This window comes from Streptomyces sp. NPDC002619, from assembly GCF_042889305.1.
In the GTDB taxonomy this organism is placed as follows: domain Bacteria; phylum Actinomycetota; class Actinomycetes; order Streptomycetales; family Streptomycetaceae; genus Streptomyces.
The window spans coordinates 1-21,284 of sequence record NZ_JBIAQV010000058.1 but is presented as its reverse complement, the minus strand read 5'-3'; the positions used below and the strand labels follow the sequence as shown (position 1 = coordinate 21,284).

Below are 21,284 nucleotides of genomic sequence, written 5' to 3'. Positions count from 1 at the left end.
TTCTGTGAGCGGCACTCGCGGCGGTTCGGGCCGATGGGTGCCGTGTGGTGCCTCGTGGGTGAGTGGTGGCCGGGAGGGGTGCGGGTGTCAGGAGGGCCGCACGCCTCCCGGCGTCTGGGGGGTCAGGCGAAGACGTCCTGCTGGTAGCGCTCGTCGGCCTCGAGCTGGGCGAGCCACTGCTGGGCGGCCTCGTCGTCGCTGCCGGTCCGCTCGCGGTAAATGGCGGCGAGGGCCTCGCGCACGGCGGGTGCCATGCGGCGGCCGTCACCGCAGACGTAGAGGTACGCGCCGTCCTGGATGGCCTGCCACACGGTGTCGGCGGCGGCCGCGATGGCGTCCTGGACGAACCGGGCCGGGTGGCCGGTCACCGCGGAGTAGGCGGTGTGCACCTGGGCGATCCCGGCCTGCTCCCAGTCCTGCATTTCCTGGCGGTAGAAGTAGTCGTGCTCCGGGTGGCGGCAGCCGACGAAGACCTGGGACAGGCCCACCTGGGTGCCGTTCACGTGCTGGTGGGCACGCTCCTCCAAGAAGCCGCGCAGCGGCGCGATGCCGGTGCCGGGGCCGATGAGGATCAGCGGCGTGGCGGGGTCGGCCGGCGGGGCGAAGGTCGGGGAGGGCACGCGCACGTAGCCGTAGACGACGTCACCGGGATTGAGGCCTGCGATGTAGGAGGAGCAGGTGCCGCGGTATCGGCCGTCGCCGGACAGGGCCGGGCCTTCCAGCAGGCCGACGGTCAGGCACACGCGGCGCGGGTTGGCCAGCGGGGAGGAGGAGATGGAGTAGAACCGCGGGCGGATCGGGCCCATCATCTCCAGGAAGACCGCCAGAGGCAGTTCGACCGCGGGGAAGCGCTCCAGCAGGTTGAGCACGGAGACGCGCTTGCCCAGGATCTCGGTCTGGTAGCGCTCCTCGGCTTCGGCGGTGTCGGCCGTGTAGGCCTGCAGCTGCGGCCGGGTCCACGGGCACTCGGTGTGCCCGGCCAGCGTCTGTATCTGAGAGCGGGTGGCCACGTCCTGCAGCTCCACGAACTCGGTGAACAGCAGGCCTGCGGTGACGGGGGTGTCCACCGGGAGGTGCGTGCGGCCGCCGGCGGGCTGGTCCAGGCGCAGGACCTGGTCGCGGTCGACGCCGAGCCGCGCGAGGGCGCGGTTGACCAGCGCGGGGTCGTTCTTGGCGAAGACGGCCAGGTGGTTGCCGGTGTCGTAGGTGACACCGTCGGGGAGTTCGATGGTGATGGACTTCGCGGCCGGGCGCGGCGGCTCGATGCTGAAGTCCCACAGGCCGGTCGGGTCGCTGACGAGTTCCTCGTTGGCCACGACCGTGAGTGGGTAGGCCTGATCGGAGACGATGGCGGGGCGCACGTCGGCCTCGGTGAGCAGCTGGACCTGGAAGCGCGGCGCGCCGTCGTCGGAGGTGTCGGCGGCGTACTCGTCGGCCAGGGTGGTCCACAGGGTGTTCATCCAGCGGGTGGCCATGCCGTCGAAGTCACCGGCGGCATCCGCGATGCCGCGCTCGATGACGCGGGTGGCGCCGGCGGCCAGCAGGCCTTCCTCGATCCGCTTGGGGAAGGCCTGGTAGGTGGCCACCCACTGGGTGTTGCCGGCACCCAGCAGCGCGAACCGCACGTTCGACAGTGAGCCCTCGGGCAGTCCGGCGGCGAGCAGGTCGTCGAAACGCTGCGCGTTGTCGGGGGCCTTGCCGTTGTAGCTGGAGGCCACGACGACGAGCAGGCCTTCGGTGGGCAGGTTGTCGCCCAGCTCGTCCAGGCCGACCAAGGTGGTGCCGAACCCGGAGCGTTCACCGCGGTCGGCGATGGTGCGCGCCAAGTCCTCGCTGCTGCCCAGGCTGGAGCCGTAGGCGACGGTCAGGTTCACCCCGACACCGCTGACCACGGCCTGCTGCTGCCTGTCGTCGGTCTGCAGGCCCGCGGCGCCAAAGACGGTCCGCTCGTGCTCCTGCCGACGACGGACAACCAGCTGGAAGTCGCCGGGCTTGCGCGTCAGCGCCTCCCGCACATCCATCTTGTAGTCGTTCGGGTCGGAGAACTTGAACTTCTGCAGCACCAGCGCCAGCGCCAGGCGGGCCTCGGTGAGCGCGAACTGCCGGCCGATGCAGGCGCGTACACCATTCCCGAAGGGCTTGTAGGCGTGCGGGTGCTGCTTGGCGCGGTTCTCCGGCAGCCACCGGTCGATGTCGAACTCGTGCGGCCGCTCCCACGCTGTGGGGTGGGAGTGCAGCGCGCCCATCAGGATGTTGGCCCTCGTTCCCTTCTTCAGCTCGTAGCGGCCACCGATGACGGTGTCCTCGATCGGCGCCTTGGCGATCAGCGGGATGGGAGCCCACAGGCGCAGGGTCTCCTCCAGGATCCGCGGGATGACGTCCAGCTGCATGATCGCGTCGTAGTCGGGGACCGTGTCGCCGGGCAGCAGGCGGTCCACCTCGGCGTAGGCCTGGGCCAGGACGTGCGGGTTGCGCATCAGCGAGTACGTGGCGAACGACAGCAGGCCACTGGTGGTCTCGTGACCGGCGATCAGGAAGGTCACCACCTGGTCGCGGACGTTGTCGTCCACCAGCAGCTTGCCGGTCTCCGGGTCGGTGGCCTCCAGCATCAGGCCGAGCAGGTCCTCCTCACCGGTGCCCTTCCCCTCGCGGCGCTCCTTGATCACGTTCTCGACCAGGTCGCGCATCAGCTGGATGTTCTCGCGGTACTTCTTGCCGTCCGCCTTGCGGAGCTTGGTCATCATCGGCAGCTCCTGGGAGCGCCGCATCGACTCGATCAGCGCCTCCAACAGCGCGTTGAGGAAGGGGTGCAGCTCCTCCTTGTCGAAGGACTGGAAGCGGTAGCCGAATCCCGACAGGGCGATGGTGTCCAGGGTGAGCCGGGTGTAGTCGTCGGTGATGTTGACCGGCTGCCCCTCCCTGCGCTCCCACTTGCCGACCAGGTTCTCGGCGATCTCCAGCATCTGCCCGAAGTAGCCCTTCATGGCCCGCTGGCTGAACGCCGGCAGGAGGACACGGTGCGCCATGGCCCACTCCTCCTCGTGCTGGTGGGCCGTGAACAGGCCCGCCCCCGTGAAGTCCCGGACATGGTTCAGCGGCGTCTTCTCGATCTGCTTGAAGAACCGCGTCTCGTCGCACACCTCCGCCACCAGGTCCGGGTCGTAGACGAAGACCTGCTCGATGCCGGCGATGTCCATGCCGTAGAGGCCCTCGGGGAACTGCTCAGACAGCTCGTTGAAGTACTCGACGGGGTTGGTGTCGGGGATCTGCGGCGTGTGGCCGAGGAGCGGGATCCCGCGCGGAGACCGGATGGGACGGAGGTCGTTCTCGGATTGCGTGGTCATGGCTTGCTCCTTCGACGGGGAGAGAGGGATGGGCAAGGGCGCCGGGCGATGCCGCGCTGCACGAAAACATACGTCGTATGGAAGTAGTAGAAACATACGTCGTATGGAAAGTCAAGCGCGGCCGGGGTCACGCATGCGGGCGCTCCGGCACCCTCGGCCAGGTCAGTTCCATACCCCGTACGGAACTGGTACCGTACGGGGTATGGAAAAGGTGAAGCGTCCCCCACGGGGCACCAGGAAGCGAGACGTGCCTCTGACCGAGGCCGGGATCTATGCCGCCGCCCTGCAGCTCATCGACACGGACGGGGTCGAGGCGCTCACCATGCGCAAACTCGCCACCGTGCTGGATGCGAACCCGATGTCGCTGTACCACCACGTGCCGAACAAGGACGCCCTGCTGCGCGGCGTGGCGAGAATGGTCGGCGCCCAGTTCCGCACCGTGACGCTGGAGGACGCTCCCTGGCAGGAGCGCATCCGCCTGCTCGCCACGGATTTCCGGACGCTGGCGCACCGCCACCCCAAGCTCATGGCCTACTCGTTCGGCCAGCCGGACTTCCTCCAGCCCGAAGACCCCTTCTGGGCTGCGCTCACCGCGATACTGGAAGCCGCAGGGGTGCCCCGTTCGGAGGTCCCGCAGATCGCCGCTGTCATGTGCGCCGTCGTCGTCGGCGTCCTCACCGCCGAACTCAACGGCGCGCTCCACCGGTGGGCAAACCTCGAGCCCACCGCTCCCGCTGCCGGCGAAAACGGGGCCGCGGATGCAGGCCCTGACGAGGACCGTATGTTCCGCCTGGTGCTGGACACGATCATCTCGGGCCTGGAAAGCCAGCTCGCCGCCGACCGCAACGGCCAGGGCGCCGGCCACTGAGTCCGTAGTCCTGAGGCGTTGCGGCTGAGGCAGTCCCACGGTCGGGCCGGCTTGAACTGCGGCGCATGAGGAGGCATCCATCGCATCCGGAAAGGCCGTCTCGATGCGGCCGCTGCAGACGCGCGGTGTGCTGCGGCTGGGCCGGGCGACCGATCTGTGGCCCAAGACTGCGCTCGGTGTCCTGCTCGCGATGGCCGTGCCGAGTCTGGTACTGCTGGCCGTGGGGCGAGTCGACCTGATGGTGTACACCGTCGGCGGATCCACGTGCGCGCTCTACGGGCACAGCCTGCCCTACACTGCCCGCGCCCGCGCCCTGGCCTGTGTGGTGCTCGGCATGGTCGCGAGCAATGGGTCGGGCTGGCGACCGCGGCCGCCACCAGCAGCACCGCGGTCCGGGTTGCTGTGACAGCTCTCCTTGCTGCTGCTCACAAGCTTGTGTGCGAGGCCACCCGCATCGGCCCCCGGGCAACGTCGTCTTCACGTTCGTCGCCGCCAGCTGCGCCTTCTTTCCGCAGCACTTCGCCGACATCCCCGGTCACCTCGCGCTCACCCTTGCCGCTGGTCTGCTCGCCTGGATGGTGTGCATGGCCCCCGGCCTCGTACGGTCCCAGGAACCGCAGCGTCTGGCGGTGGCCCGGGCCCTGAACGCTGCCGTCCAGCTCGCTCGCACCCCAAACGACGGCCCTGCCCATGCCCCGGCGAGCCGGGCTGCGGCCCTGGCAGCAGCCCAAGCCTGGCGCACGGTGTCGCTGATACGCGCCCACCACCCCGAGCGCCGGGCCCTGGCACTGCCACTGGCCCGCGCTGAAGCCGGCAGCGCCGATCCCGGGAGCTGGCCCGCTGGGCGCGACTCCTGCGCGGGACCGCGCCGCTGCCCGATCTCCTTCCACCCCGCCCGGGAGCCGATCAGGTCGCCGGCGCTAGCACCGCATCGAGCGCGGCCTGGAGCAGACCGCGCCGCGGCGGGCCGCTGAAGCGGTGTCACGTCCGCTGGCCGAGCGTCCTACGACCCGGTTCGCACCTGCTGCTCCTCAGCGCCCGCGTCGCGGTCGGCTGCACCCTGGCCGGCTGGGCCTCCACGGCATTGGGCGTCGGCCGTCCGTACTGGGCCGTGGTCGCCGCCGCCTCGATCTTCCAGTCCAACCTGGCCCTCACCTGGCGACGCGCCCTCGACCGGGTCTTCGGCAACTTCGTCGGCCTCGCATTGTTCGCCGCCCTGCTGCCGATCACCCGCACCGGATCACTCGCCCTCGTCCTGGCTGTCCTGTTCTTCCAGGTCGCCACTGAGGCGACGATCAGCCGCGGCTACTGGCTCGGCCAGGTGTGCATCGTCCAAATGTCTTTGCTGATGCCCCAGTTCGCGTATGCGCAGTCGGCCAGCGAGCTGCTCACGGACCGAGCCCTCGACACCCTCACGGGCTGCGCGCTCGGACTACTCGTTGCCATCGCGATCGCTGACCGCCGAGCTGTGGACCGCGCCGAGAGCGCCCAGGCGGCGGTGAACGCATCCCATGCGGCCGCCGCGCGGCTGATAAGCAAACCGTCCACCCCCGACCTCGACGATCTCGTCCACGCCCGTTGCCGTCTGACGAGCGCCTTGGCCGAGTTGCGCGAAGCCGCCGAGGTCACCTCCGGCGAGTGGTGGCAACGTGCCCTGCCCCACGAGCGCATCGCTGCCGCCGAGCACGAGAGCCGCCAGATGCTGACCCTCCTGGCTGTGTCACTTTCCGTGGATCAACGTCGATGAGCATTGAGGTCACTGGTCGTTGCTGGAGAGCGCCAGGGTTGCCGCGGCGGAGGTGACGGTGAACGCACTTCGCGCCAATCACGAGCAATCAGGACGGGCGCATCGCCCAGTCGTGGACTACAGCACCGTGACTGTCTCCTGGGGGCTCTGAACGGTCGTCGCCTCCCGTCGTGGTGCCCCTGCCGTCAGGGCCGCAGGGCTCGTCGTCACCTGACTTTCCTTGGGCCTCACTTCGAGCGGATCGGTACCTGTCACCGCAAGGGCGAGTCGGCGGTGGGCGTCAACACGGACTCGGCGACGCCGACGATCTGGCCGGTGTCGAAGCCCTCCATGTCGGCGCGGAATTCGGGGCTGGACAGGTACGTCTCCAGCCGCTCCCGCACGTCGTCGGCGTCCCTGTAGGAAACGAGGGCGTACAACTGGGGCGCCTCCCTCCCGGGGGCCGCGGGCACCGTCCAGACGCCGTGTGTGGTGATCCGGTGCTTGGCCAGACCGGAAATGTGCTTGGACCAGATGGTCTCGTAGGCGACGAGCGCCTCAGGGCTGCGCAGTGTGTAGACACGAAGCTGGTACTGGGACATGAACCCTCGCTCCCTTTCTTCGGAGCATGGATGTCAGCGGTCGGGGTGTGACGCAGCAAAGGCCGCGTCCGGATCCTCCGTCCGGCGACAGCGGACGAAGGTGTGCGTGCAACAGGCTTGTCCCGCAGGGCAGTTGGGAAGCTTCTTTCAGCTGTCCGCGAGCAGGTTCGCCAGTTCGACGTCCCAGTCGATGTGTCCGGACTCGGTGCCCTGCGGCACCAAAGCCTCCGTGTCCTCCAGGAAGGTCATGACGTCCGGCACGGGAACCTCGAGCAAGGCGGTGCCCGCGGAAGACCCGAGGGCGATGTACATCGATCGGTCACCACGGCCGACGGCCGACCAGATCCGGATGTCCCCCTCGCCCGCGGAACCCCTCAGGCCGTCAGCCAGAAGGTCACGCCCCAGGATCCATTCCACCGGCTCGTCACTGTCGGTGAAAAAGCACGCACGGACGACATAGGGATCAGTGGGCTCGTACCGCAAGCGCATGCTCATGGGCACCGAGCAATCGCGCGAGACGACAAGCTGCGCAGCCACTCGCTGCACCACGACTCTCAAAGACTTCATCGACTTCACTCCAAGGCGCTTCTGCCTCGGCTGCGCCCCGCAGTCGGACCGCCCTGGGCCGGTAGCGAAGAGGCAACGAAGGGAGAGACGTCACAGCGGGCCCGGGCGCCGGACGGCATCGGCGGACCGCACGATTCATGGCGTCGCGGCAGTGGGGCGACGCGAGCCTGCGACCCGTGGTGGTGTCCGCAGGCAGGTGTGAGGGCGACAGCCCCTCACTCAGCCAGCCGCCTGGGCGGCGGTCAGGGGCCGCTGGTGACTGGGCTGCTGATGCCTGGACCAGCGGTCTCGCCCCTGCCGCCGGCAGGCATCACAGCGAGGCGCACAGCCTGGGCCCACGGGCACAAGCGGCATCTGTCTCACCGGTCGGCGTGGTTCCGGTCGTGGTGGTGCCGGTCCCGGCCGTCGTGCTCGTATCGGTTCCAGTCGTGCCGGTACGACCTGTCGCACGTCCAGCCGCGTCCTTCGCCGTCCCAGCGGTGGAAGCGACCGTCGCGGCCGTGCCGGTCCGAGCCGGTGACACGGACGTCCTGGTGCCAGCCACGGACTGCGTCCCAGGAGTAGCCCTGCTCGAGCAGGTAGCCGACACCGTGGTCCCAGCGGTTGCCGTCGGCCTTGACGCTGACGGCCGGGCGCTGCACGTGCGCGGACGCAGGAGTCGCGGCCGAAGCGGCGCCCCCGGCACCGAGGACGGCGACACCCGCGACCGCCACGGAGGAAACAGTGGCAGCGATGCGCTTCGTGAGCTTCTTCATGGTCTTTCCTTCCGGTTGGTGCGATCTGCACCAACGGCTGCTCGTGCAGGCGATGTGAGGCGCCTGGCGTGGCCGATCAAGCTTTTCCATACGGTGTATGAAATCGCCCTTCCAGTATTACCATACGACGTATGGAACTGTCGAGGGCGTCTCGCCGGAGAGGGGCCGCGCCACTGCTTCGTCGACGTGCTCCCGCTTCGACGGGGTACTCACCCTGCTGCACCGACCCGAGCACCTGGACCACCCGCGCCGCGAACCCGACCCGGACAACCAGCACTTCGGCTTCGCAAGCGGCATCCGCCTCTGCTACGGCGCACCCTTCGCCCGCATCGGGACCCAGGCCGCGCTCGGCGCACCGATCCCCCACCTCGGCGCGGCATGCCCGGCCCGGGATCCGTGCCCCCTGCCGACCGAACGCCACGCTGCGCGGCCCCCGCGCGACCTGTCCGTCCGACGGTGAAGCCGTCCGGACACGCCGCCCTCCTCACGCTGCGGCGGGAAGGGGGCGCCGGGCGATGGCGCGGGCCTCGTCCGCGGAGAGGCCGAGCATGTACAGGACCATCTCGGCCAGACTGTCCGAGGCCTGGCCGTTGTCCACCTCGGGCTGGGTGAACCACAGCTCCAGGAGCGCCAGCAGGCTGCCGTTCAACGCGACCAGAACGACGACCGGGTCGACCACGGTGAAGCGGCCCGAGGTCATGCCCTGCTCCACGTCGTGCCTCGCGCGCGCAGCCAGTAGTCCGCGGCTGGCGTATATGCGGCCGAGCCCGCTGTGGCACAGGATGCGCATGATCTCCGGGTGTGCACCAGCCATGCGGGCGCTGAGCCGCACGCCGCCGGCGAGGCGCTCGGCCGGATCGTCGAGGCCGTGCAGACGTTCGTCGATGGCCTGGGAGTACTCCTCCAGGGCATCGGCCACGGCCGCGTCGAACAGGTCCGGCTTGGACGTGAAGTGGTTGTAGAAGGAGCCGAAACCCACGTCGGCGAGCTCCGCGATGGCCCGAATGCTGGTGCTGGTGTCGCCGGACTCGGCCAGGATCGTCCGCCCGGCACGGACGAGTGCCCGCCGGGTCTCGGAGCGACGGCGTTCGAAGCGATTCCTGCGTGAAGTTGACATTGTCATCACCGTGACCAAAAACATCAGTTCTGACGTTTTTCATCATTGCACTGACACCCTCGGCTGTCCAGCGAGCACCTCCATCCACGACGGCACACCACCGATCGAACCGACACTCGACCGCTTCTTCCGATCATTCCATCAGCACTGAGGGTCTTGACAGTGAAGCGATCGTATCTGACGATTTCATCACAAATGGGCAGAATGCTCCATCACGACACGGGCCGCACGTGTGCCGCTCAACCGGCCTTCCACCTCGGCTGCACACAGGGCCGCCGCGCCGCGTGCCGCCTCCACACCAATGGGATGAACCGCGATGACGAACACTGACCACACCTCAATCGCCGAGCCGGCGCCCCCCCGCGAGATACCCGACGCGGCGATAGCGATGGTCGATGCGGAGGGGACCGTGATGGGGTGGACGCAGGCCGCTGAGCAGCTTGTCGGGTACTCGGCCGGGGAGGTGGTGGGCCGGTCCGCCACACACGTGTTGCCGCCCCCCGAGGACGCTGGGAGGGCTTCGGTGTTCGCCGAGCAGTGCCGTGCCCAGGGTGGCTGGTCCGGCACCGTGGCGGTCCGCCACCGCGACGGTCACACGCTCACCATGACGCTGCGGGTCTCGTTGCTGTGGGGACAGGACGCCGGCACCCGGTGGCTGGTGTCCGTGACCGACATCGGCGCCCTGTCCTCGGGGGCGACCAACGGACCGGTGCGGGAGTCGCTCCTTGCCCGCGCACCGATCGGCATCGTCGTTTACGACCCGCGGCTGCGCTGCGCCTGGGTGAACGACGCCATGGAGCGCCACGACGGCGTGCCTCGTCACCGACGGTTCGGACGCCGCCTGACGGCTTTGCTGCCCGGTTTCGAGGCCGAAGCGCTCGAGGTGGTGATGCGGCAGGTGCTGGAGAGCGGCAACACCATGGTGCACGAGTACCGGGCGTGGCCCCCGGCGGACCAGCGCCGTGAGCATGCCTTCTCGGCCTCGTTCTTCTGCCTCCAGGGCGCGGACGGCACGCCACTGGGCGTGTGCTCCATGACCGTGGATGTCACCGGCAACCGGCGGGCGCGCGAGCGCCTCGCCATCCTCAGCGAGGCCGGCACGCGCATCGGCAGCACCCTCGACGTCATGCAGACCGGGCAGGAACTAGCCGACCTTGCCGTGCCCCTGCTGGCCGACCACGCCATCGTCGACCTGGTGGAGTCGGTTTCGTTCGGCCTGGAGCCCTCGGCACGGATCGGCACGACGAGCGGCCGCACCCCGCCACTGCGCCGTGCCGGTCTGGCCACCATCGACCCGGATGTTCCGACGTTGCCGTTTGTGCGCGAAGAGGTGATCCACCCCCACCCGAGCTCGTCGTTCGCCGCCGCCCTGCGCACGGGCAGGTCTCACCTGGAACCGGTGCTGGACACCCAAGCCGGCCCCTGGGTCGACCACGACCCGGTGCGGGCCCAGAAGGTCCGCGACAGCGGAATCCACTCGCTGATGGTCGTACCCATCCGTGCGCGGCGCAGCGTGCTGGGACTGGCGCTGTTCGGCCGCTCCGAGGAACAGACGCCGTTCCAGGAGGACGACCTGCTCCTCGCCGAGGAGCTCGTCACCCGGGCCGCGCTCAGCCTGGACAACGCGCTGCAGTACGCGCGCGAACGCACCGCCGCCCTCACGCTCCAACGCGACCTGCTCCCCCACCATGTGCGCGGTGGTGCCGCCGTCGAGGTGGCCTCGCGCTACGTGCCGGCCGACATGGACCACGGCGTGGGAGGCGACTGGTTCGACCTGATCGAACTGTCCGGCGCCCGGGTGGCCCTCGTCGTCGGCGACGTGGTCGGACACGGCATCAACGCCGCGGCGACCATGGGCAGACTGCGCACTGCCGTGCGCACGCTCGCGGACCTGGACCTGCCCCCCGACGAACTGCTGGCGCACCTCGACGACACGGTCCGGCGGCTGAACGATGAAGACGCCAGCGTTTCCGACGAGGTCCCCGCGGTGGCGGGCGCCACCTGTCTCTACGCCGTCTACGACCCGGTCACCCGACGGTGCACGATGGCGCGGGCCGGGCATCCCCCGCCCCTGATCATCGACGCGCAGGGCCAGGTCACCATCCCCGACCTGCCCGCCGGAGCCCCACTCGGCCTCGGTCTCGGCCTGGTGCCCTTCGAGTCCGCGGAACTGGAACTGCCCGAGGGAAGTCTGCTCGCGCTCTACTCCGACGGCCTGGTCGAGTCCCGCGACAACGACATCGACGTCGGCCTGCACCGCCTGGGCGCCGCCCTGGCACAGCCGGGCTCATCCCTGGAGGACCTGTGCTCGCGAGCGATAGAGACCTTGCCGACCCAGGAACCGGCCGACGATGTCACCCTGCTCCTTGCACGCACCCGCGCACTCCAACCCGCCCAGGTCGCCTCCTGGGACTTGCCGAATGAACTGGCCACCGTCCCGACCGCCCGGCACCTGGTCGCCCGTCAGCTCAGCGAATGGGGGCTGGAGCCGCTCGTGACGCCCGTGGAGCTGATCGTCAGCGAACTGGTCACCAATGCCATCCGCCACTGCGACGGCCCGAGCCGCCTACGGCTCATCCAGCACCGGGTTCTGACGTGTGAAGTCTCCGACACCAACACCAGCCACCCACGCCCCCGCCATCCCCACACCCTCGACGAGCACGGCCGCGGCCTCTTCCTCGTCGCTCAGCTGTCCCGCAGATGGGGCTCCCGTTTCGCAACGGACGGCAAGGTCGTCTGGGCCGAACACAACCTGCCCTCCACAGCCGTTGCGTGAGGCGCCGCCGACCCCGGCGACGACTGCGTCCTGATCGCCAAGCTGAAGGCGCCGATCCTTCGCCGCCACAGACTCCCGTAGGGAAGTCCGAAAAATGAACGCAAACACCCATTCGATAAGCGCCTCTCTAGGGCCTCTGAGCGTCTCCGATTGCGATCCCAGCGGCAGGGCGTACGCTCTCGACGGCCTGGCAGCCGCCGTGCTCGACCATCGAGGCACGGTGCTGCGGTGGACCAGCAGCGCAGCGGACCTGACGGGATTCTCCTCCAGGGAGGCCTGCGGCCGCCCCGTGCACGAACTGGTGGCCGACCTCCCCGACGATCTGCGCGGCGCCTCACAGATGCCGGCATCCGGCCGGGTACGGCTGCGGCACCAGTGCGGCAGCATCATCGATGTCACTTTCCGGACCACAAGGTTGGAGGGCTCGACGGAGGTCCTCCTCCTGGCGGCACCCACCCACCACGTCGCCCTCCACGAGCAGGGCGCGGCGCTCTTGCGCGCACTGTCCTCCAAGAACCGGATCACGATCGCTCTGCACGACACGGATCTCACCACGGTGCAGACGAACGCCACTCCGGACACTCTCGACGGCCGTCCCGTGCAGCCCGGCACCCGGCTGAGCGACGTGCTGTGTGCCGAGCACGCCGAGACCCTCGAGGCGGCACTGCGCCAGGTGCTCGAGACGGGCGCCCCGGTGGTCCGCAGGAACCAGCACGTGAGCTGGCGGCACGATCCGGCGCGGCGGCACGCGCTGTCACTGTCCGCCTTCCGTCTGGAGGACGCGCGAGGACGCCCCACGGGGGTCGCAGCCCTGTACATCGACAGCACCGACCAGCTCCACGCCCGCCGTCATCTGGATCTCGCCCGCGAGGTGGCCGAGCAGGTGGGAGGCTCCCTGGATGTCGTGCGCACCGTGCAAGACCTTGCGGACGTACTCGTCCCCGCGTTCGGGGATCTCGCCGCAGTCCACCTTGCGCAGTCCGTGTTCGATGGGGACGAACCCGCCAAGCGGTTGGGCGGTGGAGATCTCCAGCTGCGCATCGCGGCCCTCGCGCCGGCCACCGCCGTGTGGCCGGCCGGCATCAAGCGCGGCGACCTCCTCCCACCGCTGTCCGACCACCCCCTCCTGCGCAGCGTCCAACACGGCGAGACCATCATCTGGGACCGTGACGACTTCGCCGCCCTGATCGGCGGCCCACAATTGGTCGAGTACTTCCTCCCGAAAGACGCCCATGCGCTGATGGTGGCGCCGCTGTACGCGCGCGGCCTCGCCCTCGGCTACATCGTGGTCTGCCGCACCGGCCGATCCGACCCGTTCACCGAGGACGAGGCGGATCTCATGAAGCAGATCGCCTCACGGGGTGCGCTCGCCATCGACAACGCCCGCCGCTACACGCGCGAGCACCGGGCCGCCGTGGCACTGCAGCAGCGCCTCCTTCCCCCGGCCATGACCGACACCCCGGCAGCCGAGACCGCCGGCGTCTACCTGCCCGCAGGCGGCGGGGCGGGCATCGGCGGCGACTGGTACGACGCCATTGCTCTGCCCTCTCTCCGGCTGGCCCTGGTCGCCGGAGACGTGGTCGGCCACGGCATGCCCGCAAGTGCCACCATGGGCCGCCTGCGCGCCGCCATCCAGACGCTCGCCGACCTCGAAATGGAGCCGGACGAGTTGCTCACCCGGATCGCGGACCTGGTCCAGCGCCTCGCGTCCGAAGCCCCACCCGACGACCACGACCTCATCGGCGCCACCTGCCTGTACGCGGTCTACGACCCGGTCACCAGGCGCTGCGCCATCGCCAGTGCCGGGCACCCTCCCCCCGTCCTGGTCCGGCCCGACGGGACCGCCGAAGCCGTCGGGATCTCACCGGGGCCACCCCTCTCCGTCAGCGGCATGCCGTACGAGACCACCACGCTCGACCTCGAGCCGGGCAGCATCCTCGCCCTCTACACCGACGGCCTGATCGAACAAGGCGATGGCGACATCGACCACGGCGTGCGGCGCCTGACCGATGCCCTCGCCGCGTCCTGCCGTCCGGATCGTGCGCTGGACGAAACCGGCCGGGCCCTCCTCGCTGGCCTGGTGGACCAAGTGCCGCGCGACGACGTGACCCTGCTGCTGGCCCGCACCCGCGCCGTACCGGCGCAGGACACCGCTCACTGGCAGATCCCGGCCGATCCGGCCGCCGTCTCCGAGGCGCGAGACTGGACCACCCGCCAACTCACCGTGTGGGGGCTGGAGGACCTCCTCTTCACCACCGAACTCATCGTCAGCGAACTGGTGACGAACGCCATCCGCTACGGCCGTCCGCCGGCGGAGCTGCACCTGATCCGCCACGATGTTCTGGTATGCGAGGTCACCGACGCCAGCAGCAGCCAGCCCCGCCTGCGGCGTGCCCACACGACCGACGAGGGAGGGCGCGGCCTGTTCCTCGTCGCTCAACTCGGCACGCGCTGGGGCTGCCGCCACGGCCAGAACGGCAAGACGATCTGGTCCGAACAGCTCATCGAGTGTCCCTGCTGACCGACGGCCTCCTCGTTGCGGGTGTCCTGTCGCAGTCGATGACAAGGTGGCCGCATCAGGCGGGCCTCGCGGGGTATGCAACCGCCGCAGACCTTCGGGCAGGACGACGACGCATACACGGGATGCGGCAGCCGGGCCGATGACGCCAGGACCGAACTTGTCGCGGATGCGGTCGCTGACCTCTTCGGCGATCGGGCGTGCTTCGCGGGCGTAGCCGAGGCTGATCTGCTGGGCGAGCTGATCGGCGCCGGCCAGGTCCTCGGCTTTGACCAAGCCGGTCAGGCGGCCACGTTGCAGGCCCGCTCCGCCCCCGTAGTTCGCTTCGTGGAGAGGAGTAATGCGACCTCGACACGTGGTGCCGGGGCATCCGGCCCGTGTGGCCTGGATGTCCCGGCGGTTGGGCTGGGTCAGCCGATTCCGGTGACCTGCAGGGCCGTGGTCCAGTTGTTCTTGATGGCGCTGCGGGCGGAGGACAGGGTGATGGTGCCGGCGCAGACGGCGTTCTTCAGCTTCGTCTCCACTCCGTCCTTGGAGTGCGCGGTCTGGGAGCCGGAGTAGGGCTCGGGCCACAGGTTGCCGGGGTCGCGAGGCGCGCCGCCGAGTTCGAGGGGGACGAGGTGGTCTTCCTCGTAGTCGGCCATGTTGGTGTCGGAGTAGCCGTAGTCGATGATGCCCTGGGCCTTGAGGGGGTTGGTGTAGGACGTCGGGGGGCGGACGGTGGCGGTCTAGCCGGACACGCAGATGGTGCTGTGGAGTTCGACTGGGTGACGCCCGAGTGTAGGCGCCGGGCGTGCAGGAGGAATCGGGCCGCGGCAGGTAGGCGTGGGAGCAGGTCGACGCGTGGGCGGTACCCGTAGAGGCGGCGATCAGGCCAGCGGCCGCGAGGGCCAGGGCGCTGGTGGTGACTGTGAAGCGGCGCATGTGGGGATCTCCCGCAGGGTCGGCCCGGACAGTGGGGTACCGGGCGGCTGACGGCATGACACCACCACCGCGGTCTATGCGAGTAGACCCGTTGGGTGAACAAGAGGCGACCTGCGCAATCCATACCTCCGCCTGGCCAATCCTTTCCGAAGTTTCTTGTTTCGTAGCAGAGTTGAGTGCCGTTCAGGCACACAACAACAGAGGCCACTGCAGGAGAGGTGGCCTCTGCGCCCGTCTGACAGGTCATCTCATGGGAGGCACGACAACTCCCCCACCGCTCATCACCTGCTTCCGCCAACAACAGCGCGGTGCTCTATCTCGGTCCGGTCTCCCGGCTCTGCACGGAACCGTCGATGATCACGATGGTGTGGGGCGACCAGGCACGGTGGCAGTTGCAGGTTGACCCTGGCACCCACGGTTCACCGATCGGCATGCTGTGCTCCAGGTCGAGCTGATGTCCTCCGCAGTGGTAGTAGGCGATCATCGCCATGAGCTCGATGAACCGCTGGTCGCGGACGTGGGCGGTCATGACGAACTCAAGGCCGTGACCGTCCTTCTCCATCGCGGCCCAGCACCCGGCGGTCACATAGGCCCAGCTGTCGCTGCGGGGACCGGGCCCCACAACGAGAACTCGCAGATCGGGCGCCACCTCTCGCCGTTCCGGCCCGAGGTCGTAGTCGACGACCTCCACGGAGTGCCCTTCGAAGAACGCCCGGACATGTGACTCAACGGCCTCCGCGGCCAACACCCTCGCATCACTCACCGCGCGATCATCCCACCGCGATCGACCGCCCCTGACGGCTCACTCAGCGTCGTGGGGCTGCCGACGTCAGCTACGAATACGCGACACCTCAACATGCGAGCCCACCAGTCCGAAGGCCTGCCCTTCCTACACCACCGTCGCGGAGTGGGCGGTGATCGAACCGCTGCTGCCCCTCCCGGCCTGCCGGACCCAAAGGGGTGGCCGGCCGGAGAAGTGGCACCGCCGCGAGATCATCCCTTGGCGTGGGTCCACAGCAGCTCGACCGGGTTCAGCTCCGGTGTGTAGAGGGCAGTTGGACGATGGTGAGCGCTGGCGCCGGGCCGGAGTCGTCGCGTTCCTGCGCGACCAACTGAAAGCCTGACCGCCGACCGCGACCACAGCCCGGCGAGTGGAGCCCGTCTCTCATGCTGAACTTCAACCCTGGCGCGGTGGAGCCGCCTCCGGTGGCGCCACCGCGCAGCAGCATGTGTGAACACGCCCCTCGGTCACCAGCGATGAGGCCGCATCACATCATCCGCCACTGCCCCTTGGTCTTGCTGGGGGCCGGGCTGCGTACTGCTAGTGGCCGATCTTGTCCAACTCGGCGAGTTCCTCGTCGGAGAGCGAGAGTCCCGCGCCGGCGACGTTCTCGCGCAGGTGCGCCACCGACGAGGTGCCGGGAATGAGCAGGATGTTCGGCGACCGCCGCAGCAGCCAGGCCAGGGCGACCGACATCGGCGTCGCATCCAGCCGGGTGGCCACGGCGGAAAGCGCCGTGGACTGCAGCGGGGTGAAGCCGCCGAGCGGGAAGAAAGGCACGTAGGCGATGCCCTTGTCGGCGAGATCGTCGATCAGCTCGTCGTCCTGGCGGTAGGCGAGGTTGTACATGTTCTGCACGCACACGATCGGCGCGATCGCCTGCGCCTCGGCGACCTGTTCCGCCGTCGCGTTGCTCACTCCAAGGTGCCGGATCAGGCCCTGCTGCTGGAGTTCGACGAGGGTCTCGAAGGGCTCGGCGAGCGAGCCGGGCCGGGGGCCCTGGGCGTCGCCGAGCCGGAGGTTGACCACGTCGAGCGAATCGAGGCCGAGGTCCTCAAGGTTCTCGCGGACGGCGTGGCGCAGGTCCTCGGGCTGCCGGGCAGGGGGCCAGCCGCTCTGCTGATCGCGGACCGCACCGACCTTGGTCACGATGTGCAGCGATGCGGGATAGGGGTGCAGCGCTTCACGGATCAGCTGGTTGGTGACGCGTGGTCCGTATGCGCCGGCGGTGTCGATGTGGGTGATCCCGAGGGCGGCGGCCTCGCGCAGGACGGCGAGCGCGCCGTCGTGGTCGGCGGGCGGGCCCATGACCCCGGGGCCGGCGAGCTGCATGGCGCCGTAGCCGAAGCGGGTGACGGTCAGATCGCCCATGGTCCAGGTGCCGCCGGGCAGTGACGCGGAGGGTGTGTTCATGCCTGTGTCTTTCCTGCTGAGCCGGATACTGCAGAGGGCTGCTTGCCACGTGGTGCGCCGTTCGTCAACGGCACCCCTTGTCCGCGCCGGCCACCGGCGCGGACTTCGCTTCGCCCATGCCGTCGATGTTCGCTCGCCGACGAGCGGCGCATCCAATACCGACTCGGTGCCCTGTCATACCCGGCAGGTATCACCGGGGTATGCTGTGGCCGTGGACACCTTGGAGACCCGCGAGCTGAGGTACTTCATCGCCGTCGCCGAGGAACTGCACTTCGGCCGCGCCGCCGAGCGCCTCGGCATGGCCCAGCCACCGCTGTCCCGGGCGATCCAGCAGCTCGAGCGGCGCCTCGGGGTCCGCCTGCTGGAACGCAACCGCCGCGGCGTCGCCCTGACCGGCGCCGGAGAGATGCTGCTGCACGAGGGCCGCGCAGCCCTCGACGCGACCACCGCCGCTGCTCGCCGCACCCGCCGCGCCGGTGGCGCCGACAGCCCGGGCGGCCCCCGCAACCGCCTGGTGCTGGCGGTGAAGGCCGCCGCGTCCCACGAGCTGCTGCACAAGCTTCTCGACGCCTACGCGGCCGAGCCCGACGCCGCCGAGATCGAGGTGCTGCCGAGCGGCACGTGCGAGCAGGGAGAGATGCTGCGCGATGGCCGCGCTGATGTGGCGCTCATGCACGCGCCGTTCAACTCCCTCGCCGGGTTCGACAGCGAGGAACTGATGACCGAGGGGCAGATCGCTATCCTGCCCGCCGGGCACCCCCTCGCCGCGCACAAGACTCTGTCCCTGGCCGACGTCAGCGACATCCCCGATCTTCCGCTCGCCCGTTGGTCCCGCGACGGCACGTACCCACCCGGCCCGGGCCCCGAGATCCACGACCAGACGCAGCTGGCCCAGCTGATCGCTCTCGGACGCACCGTGGCCGTCTTCCCCGACTCCGCCCGCGCCTGGCTATGGGCCGAGCACACCGCCGTCCCCCTGACCGACGCACCCCCCGTCGTCACCCACATCGCCTGGCCCGCGCACAGCCGCTCCCTCGCCCTTGCGGGGCTGATCCGCACAGCCACACGGCTATGACCCTCTCGTGCCTTCCATCGCCGCCGTCACCCTGATGACACACCGCCTGACCGCCGGCCCCCACACCCCACCGTCGCCCGCCCACGGGCACCGCCGCGACTCCGTGTTCTGCCGACCTTCGTGCCGGCAGAAGGCGTGCCGGGCCGGCCACGGGACGGGCGGGTCCGCGAAGCCGTCACGGCCCCGGCCTGCGAGACGGCTCCCGGAACCCCTTCTGGGTCGCTGACCGGGTCTGTACGCTCATGACACTCCCGGCTAGAGAGTCTGCTCGGCCCAGACGGTCTTGCCGTCGAGGGAGTAGCGGACGCCCCAGTTCTGCGCGAGTTGGGCGACAATGAACAGGCCGCGACCGCCTTCGTCGATCATCTTGGCGTGGCGCAACCGCGGCGCGAGGGGATTGCCGTCGTGGACCTCGCAGGTGAGTGTGCGGTCCTTGATGAGCCGCAACCGCAGAGGCGGGGTGCCGTACCGGACGGCGTTGGTGACCAGTTCGCTGACGATCATCTCGGTGGTGTAGACGGTTTCCTCATCCACTCCCCAAAGGGTGAGCTGTTGTTGGGCGTGGGCACGCGCCGTGGCGACGGCTTTGGGGTGGTGGTCGATGTCCCACGTGGCGATCCGGTCGGCGGGGAATGGGTGGGTGCGGGCGAGGAGCAGGATGACGTCGCCGTGGCCGGTGTCGTTCCGCAGCCGGTAGAGCACGTCGTCGCACAGGTCCTGCAGTGGCCGGTCAGGGTGGGCCAGCACCTGTTGGAGGGTGTCGGGGGATGGGGAGGCGTGCAGGAGGGGTGCGGTGTAGAAGGCGAGGACGCTGCCGTCGGGGACGGGGATCGTGGTGGCGGCGAAGGGGGGTCCCTCGGCACTGCCGAGAGGGGGTCCGCTCGGCAGGTGAAGGATCTCGGTTCTCCCGTCGGGGTGCGCGATGACGGGTGGTGGGTGGCCGGCCAGGGCGATGGTGCAGGTCTGGGCGAGCGGGTCGTAGACCGCGTACACGCAGCTTCCCCTGAGCGGCATGGGGTCGTCGGGCGGCAGAACTGCGCGTTCCTGGGCCAGGCTTACGGCGGTGTCGTTGAGGCGTGCGAGGAGCTCGTCGGGCTCCAGGTCGAGTGCGGCCAGGGAGTGGGCGGCGGTCCGCATCTGTCCCAGGGTGGTGGCCGCGTGGATGCCTTGGCCGGCGACTTCGCCGACCACCAGTGCGGTGCGGGCGCCGGACAGGTCGAAGGTGTCATACCCGCCGCCTCCGCCCACCTCGGAGGGCACGTGCAGGTGCGCGGTTTCAACGGTGGTCTGCGACGCCGGGCAGGGAGGCAACAGATGGCGCTGGATTGTCAAGGCGATGGTGTGCTCGCGGGTGTAGCGGCGGGCGTTGTCGAGGCACAGCGCGGTGTGAGCGGCGACTGCTAGGGCGAGGGTGACATCGTCCTCGTCGTAGAGGTCGCTTCGGTCAGTGCGGTACAGGCTCAGCAGCCCCAGCACGGTTCCACGCAGCGTCAGGGGTGCAGTGATCAGGCTGCGGGCACCGGATGCGCGGATCGCCTCGGCGCGCGGCGGGACGGCCGCCAGCCAGGGCGTGTCGGGTCCCAGGGCGACGAGGCGGGGCTTGAGGTCGGCCAGCGTCTGGGCGTAAGGCGTCGGGAACGGCAGAGCGCGCACGTCACCCACCGGATGTGCCTGAATCTGCTCCTCGCCGCCGCTGCGGCCGAAGGCGACACGGCGCAGCGGCACCTCCCGTCCCAGAGGGCTCAGCGGAGGGTCCACGCCACGCACCACTGCGTCCACCACTTCCACCACGGCGATATCGGCGAGGCCCGGCACCACCGCCCGCACCAATTCCTCGCAGGTGGCCACCACGTCGAGGGTCCGTCCCACCTGCTCGCGCACCGAGCCGAGGACACGCAGGCCGGCGCGTACCTTTTCGCGTTCGGTGACATCCAGCATCTCCACCAGCACCCCCAAGATCCTCCCCTGCGAGTCCTCCAGACGAGATACCGAGACGGAGAACAGGTACTCCGGCCCCGGCGCGCCTTTCGGACGCACCCCCACCAGTCGCTCCCGCGCGGGCACGCCGCTCTCCAGCACGCCTTCCGCCATCGCCTCCACCTCACCGGGTGCGGAAAAGTCGTATTCGTCGGTGATGTGTCGGCCGATGATCTGTTCAGGTGGCGCTTCGTGCAGAAGCGGCCTGGTGAGGTTGACCCGCAGGACTCGCAGGTCCGGGTCCAAGATCAGCAGATCTGTAGGTGACTGGTCGAACAGAACTTGCAGTACTGCGGCATCCTCGACGGGCGAGCTGGCTTCGTTTTGCGCCACGGCAACCCACCTCCACCCTCCAGCCTGCTCCTTGCCCCGCCCCCCTCGCCTCGCGACGTGTCGGACGTCGGGGGTCCAGATGTGGGTTTGGGTGGCGGCCTGCTCGGCTTGGGTCGTCATCCGAGTGTGTCGGAGGTGTGTCGCGAACACCGAGAGACAACGAGAGAGGGCGGGAGTCAGTGAGACTGACTTCCGCCCTCTCGTGTCGGCATCCGCCCTGGTCAGCGCTTGATTTCTACTGATCTTCCCCCGGCAGGATTCGAACCTGCGCACACAGCTCCGGAGGCCCTTTCGTCTCTCAAACAACATGCTGGTCAGACCTCATCCCACGGAACCAGCCGTGCTCCGTCCACGGATAGTCCACGGGTTGGTGCTCCCGTAACAGAGCCCAGCTCTCGGCGACGGGTGAAAACTGGTTCTGGATCACTTTCAGTGCAGGCCTGACGGACGGTCACCGCCGCGTCGTTTCCGGCACGCGGGTCAGCGGGCGAGGAGGACACGCTTGCGC

General features: G+C 69.3%; 17 protein-coding genes. 8 read left to right on the top strand and 9 right to left on the bottom strand.

The window, feature by feature from the left end:
• Window positions 1–122: 122 nt before the first annotated feature.
• Complete coding sequence (locus ACFYXB_RS40495; protein ID WP_389590085.1) at window positions 123–3,344, bottom strand: cytochrome P450; 3,222 nt, start codon at window positions 3,342–3,344, stop codon at window positions 123–125.
• A 247-nt stretch (window positions 3,345–3,591) separates the two neighbouring features.
• On the opposite strand from ACFYXB_RS40495, the gene ACFYXB_RS40490 reads away from it, so the two are divergent.
• The 4 genes from ACFYXB_RS40490 to ACFYXB_RS40475 all read left to right on the top strand — a co-directional run bounded on the left by ACFYXB_RS40490 (window position 3,592) and on the right by ACFYXB_RS40475 (window position 5,959).
• Window positions 3,592–4,212: a TetR/AcrR family transcriptional regulator gene (locus tag ACFYXB_RS40490; RefSeq protein WP_389590083.1), complete on the top strand. Its 621-nt coding sequence runs from the start codon at window positions 3,592–3,594 to the stop codon at window positions 4,210–4,212.
• 103 nt (window positions 4,213–4,315) lie between these two features.
• Window positions 4,316–4,618, top strand: coding sequence for a hypothetical protein (locus tag ACFYXB_RS40485; protein WP_389590081.1), 303 nt, complete (start codon window positions 4,316–4,318; stop codon window positions 4,616–4,618).
• Between the two features lie 31 nt (window positions 4,619–4,649).
• The gene (locus tag ACFYXB_RS40480; RefSeq protein WP_389590079.1) at window positions 4,650–5,186 is read left to right on the top strand and encodes a hypothetical protein; all 537 of its coding nucleotides are present in this window, start codon (window positions 4,650–4,652) and stop codon (window positions 5,184–5,186) included.
• Complete coding sequence (locus tag ACFYXB_RS40475; RefSeq protein ID WP_389590099.1) at window positions 5,084–5,959, top strand: FUSC family protein; 876 nt, start codon at window positions 5,084–5,086, stop codon at window positions 5,957–5,959. The genes ACFYXB_RS40480 and ACFYXB_RS40475 overlap by 103 nt, the downstream gene beginning before the upstream one ends.
• A gap of 251 nt (window positions 5,960–6,210) precedes the next feature.
• Here ACFYXB_RS40475 and ACFYXB_RS40470 read toward each other — a convergent pair whose 3' ends face one another.
• The 3 genes from ACFYXB_RS40470 to ACFYXB_RS40460 all read right to left on the bottom strand — a co-directional run bounded on the left by ACFYXB_RS40470 (window position 6,211) and on the right by ACFYXB_RS40460 (window position 7,862).
• Window positions 6,211–6,540: an NIPSNAP family protein gene (locus ACFYXB_RS40470; RefSeq protein WP_388505837.1), complete on the bottom strand. Its 330-nt coding sequence runs from the start codon at window positions 6,538–6,540 to the stop codon at window positions 6,211–6,213.
• A gap of 147 nt (window positions 6,541–6,687) precedes the next feature.
• Window positions 6,688–7,035: an SsgA family sporulation/cell division regulator gene (locus tag ACFYXB_RS40465; protein ID WP_389590077.1), complete on the bottom strand. Its 348-nt coding sequence runs from the start codon at window positions 7,033–7,035 to the stop codon at window positions 6,688–6,690.
• A gap of 431 nt (window positions 7,036–7,466) precedes the next feature.
• Window positions 7,467–7,862, bottom strand: coding sequence for a hypothetical protein (locus tag ACFYXB_RS40460; RefSeq protein WP_389590075.1), 396 nt, complete (start codon window positions 7,860–7,862; stop codon window positions 7,467–7,469).
• Window positions 7,863–7,959: 97 nt separating this feature from the next.
• On the opposite strand from ACFYXB_RS40460, the gene ACFYXB_RS40455 reads away from it, so the two are divergent.
• A complete protein-coding gene (locus tag ACFYXB_RS40455) occupies window positions 7,960–8,322 on the top strand; it encodes a hypothetical protein (RefSeq protein ID WP_389590074.1) in 363 nt (120 codons plus the stop codon).
• Between the two features lie 24 nt (window positions 8,323–8,346).
• On the opposite strand, the gene ACFYXB_RS40450 is transcribed toward ACFYXB_RS40455, so the two are convergent.
• The gene (locus tag ACFYXB_RS40450; RefSeq protein WP_389590072.1) at window positions 8,347–8,985 is read right to left on the bottom strand and encodes a TetR/AcrR family transcriptional regulator; all 639 of its coding nucleotides are present in this window, start codon (window positions 8,983–8,985) and stop codon (window positions 8,347–8,349) included.
• Between the two features lie 310 nt (window positions 8,986–9,295).
• Between ACFYXB_RS40450 and ACFYXB_RS40445 the strand changes: the two genes are divergently transcribed.
• Window positions 9,296–11,755: a SpoIIE family protein phosphatase gene (locus tag ACFYXB_RS40445; protein ID WP_389590069.1), complete on the top strand. Its 2,460-nt coding sequence runs from the start codon at window positions 9,296–9,298 to the stop codon at window positions 11,753–11,755.
• Window positions 11,756–11,954: 199 nt separating this feature from the next.
• A complete protein-coding gene (locus ACFYXB_RS40440; protein ID WP_389590067.1) occupies window positions 11,955–14,276 on the top strand; it encodes a SpoIIE family protein phosphatase in 2,322 nt (773 codons plus the stop codon).
• Between the two features lie 407 nt (window positions 14,277–14,683).
• Here the strand turns inward: ACFYXB_RS40440 and ACFYXB_RS40435 are convergent, their stop codons facing one another.
• The 3 genes from ACFYXB_RS40435 to ACFYXB_RS40425 all read right to left on the bottom strand — a co-directional run bounded on the left by ACFYXB_RS40435 (window position 14,684) and on the right by ACFYXB_RS40425 (window position 17,391).
• Window positions 14,684–14,917, bottom strand: a complete 234-nt coding sequence (locus ACFYXB_RS40435) for a hypothetical protein (protein ID WP_351365200.1) — start codon at window positions 14,915–14,917, stop codon at window positions 14,684–14,686.
• A gap of 593 nt (window positions 14,918–15,510) precedes the next feature.
• Window positions 15,511–15,960 carry a hypothetical protein gene (locus ACFYXB_RS40430; RefSeq protein ID WP_389590066.1) on the bottom strand — a complete coding sequence of 150 codons (450 nt, stop codon included), beginning with the start codon at window positions 15,958–15,960 and terminating at the stop codon, window positions 15,511–15,513.
• A 558-nt stretch (window positions 15,961–16,518) separates the two neighbouring features.
• On the bottom strand, window positions 16,519–17,391 hold the full coding sequence (locus ACFYXB_RS40425) for an aldo/keto reductase family oxidoreductase (RefSeq protein WP_389590064.1): 873 nt from the start codon (window positions 17,389–17,391) through the stop codon (window positions 16,519–16,521).
• A gap of 211 nt (window positions 17,392–17,602) precedes the next feature.
• Here ACFYXB_RS40425 and ACFYXB_RS40420 point away from each other — a divergent pair, with 211 nt between their 5' ends.
• On the top strand, window positions 17,603–18,466 hold the full coding sequence (locus ACFYXB_RS40420; protein WP_351364411.1) for a LysR family transcriptional regulator: 864 nt from the start codon (window positions 17,603–17,605) through the stop codon (window positions 18,464–18,466).
• Between the two features lie 255 nt (window positions 18,467–18,721).
• Here ACFYXB_RS40420 and ACFYXB_RS40415 read toward each other — a convergent pair whose 3' ends face one another.
• Complete coding sequence (locus ACFYXB_RS40415; RefSeq protein ID WP_389590062.1) at window positions 18,722–20,776, bottom strand: SpoIIE family protein phosphatase; 2,055 nt, start codon at window positions 20,774–20,776, stop codon at window positions 18,722–18,724.
• Between the last annotated feature and the right edge of the window lie 508 nt (window positions 20,777–21,284).